The sequence below is a fragment of the Pseudomonas rossensis genome, assembly GCF_039888995.1.
GTDB classification, from domain to species: Bacteria; Pseudomonadota; Gammaproteobacteria; order Pseudomonadales; family Pseudomonadaceae; genus Aquipseudomonas; species Aquipseudomonas rossensis.
The window spans coordinates 1-2,863 of sequence record NZ_JBBWCB010000265.1; the positions used below are offsets into that span (position 1 = coordinate 1).

At 59.5% G+C, this 2,863-nt stretch carries 3 protein-coding genes and 1 pseudogene; all 4 read left to right on the forward strand.

Going from position 1 to position 2,863, the window contains the following annotated elements:
- Positions 1-141 (forward strand): annotated as a pseudogene (locus WLY71_RS30210) (polyamine ABC transporter substrate-binding protein); the annotation flags it as partial.
- On the forward strand, positions 138-1,439 hold the full coding sequence (locus WLY71_RS30215) for an NAD(P)/FAD-dependent oxidoreductase (RefSeq protein ID WP_347806500.1): 1,302 nt from the start codon (positions 138-140) through the stop codon (positions 1,437-1,439). The pseudogene WLY71_RS30210 and the gene WLY71_RS30215, both read left to right, overlap by 4 nt.
- A 227-nt stretch (positions 1,440-1,666) precedes the next feature.
- Complete coding sequence (locus tag WLY71_RS30220) at positions 1,667-2,263, forward strand: paraquat-inducible protein A (protein ID WP_347806501.1); 597 nt, start codon at positions 1,667-1,669, stop codon at positions 2,261-2,263.
- Positions 2,260-2,863 (forward strand): paraquat-inducible protein A (locus tag WLY71_RS30225; RefSeq protein WP_347806502.1); only part of this gene is annotated, 604 nt, incomplete at its 3' end. The genes WLY71_RS30220 and WLY71_RS30225, both read left to right, overlap by 4 nt.

The window sequence follows — 2,863 nt, forward strand, 5'->3', positions numbered from 1 at the left end:
AAGGACCCTGAACTGGTCAACAATCCTGAGGTTTATCCGCCTCAGGCAGTCCTCGACAAGCTCTACATTTCGACCACCCCGCCCCAGGCAATCATGCGTTTGATGACCCGTTCCTGGAGCAAAGTGAAGTCCAACCAATGAACCAGTACAGCAACGAACATGCTCGCTCCTATTACGCGGCGTCAGCCAATGGAATGGCGCCCTACCCTACACTGGCCGCGGACCTTGAGGCCGATGTCTGTGTGATCGGCGGCGGCTTTACCGGCGTTAACACTGCGATCGAACTGGCGCAGCGCGGACTCTCGGTGATTTTGCTGGAGGGCCGACGGATCGGCTGGGGTGCCAGCGGACGCAACGGGGGTCAGTTGATCCGCGGTATCGGCCATGACGTCAGCGGTTTTGCCCGTCATGTCGGTGAAGAAGGCGTGCGCTACCTTGAGCGTGCGGGCGTCGAGTCGGTAGCGCTCGTGGGCAACCGCATTCGTGAACACGGGATTGATTGCGACCTGCGCTGGGGGTTCTGTGAACTGGCCAATACTAAAGCGCAGTTCGCGGCGTTCAAGGCTGAGCAGCAAGGCCTTGCCGAATCGGGTTACGCCCACGAAACCCGACTCGTCGGGCCGGAGCAGATCCGGCAGCAGGTGGTGAACTCAGGCGTGTATGCCGGTGGTCTCGTCGATATGGGCTCGGGTCACTTGCACCCGCTCAATCTTGTTCTTGGCGAAGCGCTATTGGCGCAATCCTTAGGGGTGCAGATCTTCGAGCAAAGCCCGGTGCTGGAGTTGATCCATGGCAGCACGGTGCAGGTTCGCTGTGCCGGCGGCACGGTGCGCGCCGGCAGTCTGGTGCTGGCGTGCAACGCTCACCTGGAAGAGCTCGAACCGAAACTGAGCGGCAAGGTTCTCCCGGCGGGCAGCTACATCATCGCCACCGAGCCGTTGGCGCCCGAACAGGCAGCGCAATTGATCCCGCAAAATCTGGCGCTCTGCGACCAGAAAGTCGGCCTGGATTACTACCGGCTCTCGGCAGATCGACGTTTGCTGTTCGGCGGCGCCTGTCATTATTCCGGGCGTGATCCGGCGGACATCGAAGCTTACATGCGCCCGCATATGCTCAAGGTCTTCCCGCAACTGGCCAACGTGCGCATCGACTATCAATGGGGCGGCAAGATTGGCATCAGCGCCAATCGCTTCCCACAGGTCGGGCGCTTGAGCCAGCATCCCAACGTGTTTTACGCCCAGGGTTACTCCGGTCATGGCCTGAACGTGACCCACTGGTGCGCAAAGCTGTTGGGCGAAGCGATCCACGTCGGACACAGTCAGGGCTTTGACGTGTTCAGCGCCGTGCCGCACATGACCTTTCCCGGTGGGCCTATGCTGCGCTCTCCACTGCTGGCCCTCGGCATGTTCTGGTATCGCCTGCGCGAACTGCTCGGCTGACCGCCCTCCTACCTTCGATCAAACGCCATTCCCCTGTAGGAGCTGCCGAAGGCTGCGATCTTTTGACCTTGATCTTTAAGATCAAAAGATCGCAGCCTTCGGCAGCTCCTACAGGAGATCACCGTCCGTCCGCATCCCATTGAACAGCCTTTTAATTTGCTCAATCGCTAGGCGCTTCTATATTGAGGGAGTGCTCTGACTTCCCTGCGTCCTGGCGAGTGCAGCCTATGGCTACGACTGACCCACTGATCATCTGCGAGCACTGCGACTGTGTGTATGAAAAAGTCACGCTCGCCAAACATCAGAAAACCCTGTGTATGCGCTGCGGCGGCGTGCTTCAGCGCTATAACGGCCTGTCGGTGGAGCAGCGACTGGCCTTGACCTTCACCGCCGCGGTGCTGTGGATTTTCGCCAATTTCTATCCGGTCATGAGCATCAGCCTAAAGGGCCTGAAAAACAGCGCGACATTGTGGGATTCAGTGCTGGCCCTGAGTCATGGCCCGATCACGTTCATTGCCATGGTGGCGGCGATTGCCATCATCATCGCGCCGATTTTTCAGCTACTCCTGCTGATCTGGGTCCTCAGCTTCGCCCTCGGCTCCCGACGCTCGCCCGGTTTCAGATTCTGCATGCGCTGGCTGGAAACCCTTCGGCCCTGGAGCATGCTGGAAGTGTGCTTGCTGGGGGCCATGGTGGCGGTGTTCAAACTCGCAGGATTACTCGATGTGCTGCCGGGTATCGGCCTGTTTGCCCTGGCTGTCCTCAGCCTGATGATGATCCGCCTTGCCGGGCGCGATATCCGTGATCTGTGGGACATCCTATGAACACACCACCGACTGCCAGTGAACTCAACCTGTGCTTGTGTCACAGCTGCGGCCTGGCCTGTGACATGACCGATGAGCCTCACGAATGCGAACGCTGCGGCGCGCCGCTGCATCGGCGCAAGATCAACTCCCTGACCCGGACCTGGGCCTACCTGCTGACATCGCTGGTGTTTTATATCCCGGCCAATCTGCTGCCGGTGATGAACACCACCATGCTCGGCAGTGGCGCCGACAGCACGATCATGAGCGGCGTACTGGAGTTCTGGCAGCATGGCGCCTGGGACATCGCCCTCATCATTTTCATCGCCAGCATCGCGGTGCCGGGCATCAAATTCGTCGCCCTGACGTTGCTGCTGGTCACCGTGCAGCGCAACAGCCAATGGGCGCGCAAGGAAAGATCAAAGCTTTACCGTTTCGTCGAACTGATCGGCTATTGGTCGATGCTCGACGTGATTGTTGTCGCGCTGGTAGCCGCGCTGGTGAAGTTCCAGGCGTTGGGCGATATCGAACCGCGCGTGGGCATTCTGTTTTTCGGCCTGGTGGTGGTCTTCACCATGCTATCGGCGATGAGTTTCGACCCGCGCATGATCTGGGATAAAG

Bases quoted from the DNA above. Each gene is read 5' to 3' on its own strand.
- WLY71_RS30215 (WP_347806500.1), top strand. From the start codon at position 138: ATGAACCAGTACAGCAACGAACATGCTCGCTCCTATTACGCGGCGTCA.
- WLY71_RS30220 (WP_347806501.1), top strand. From the start codon at position 1,667: ATGGCTACGACTGACCCACTGATCATCTGCGAGCACTGCGACTGTGTG.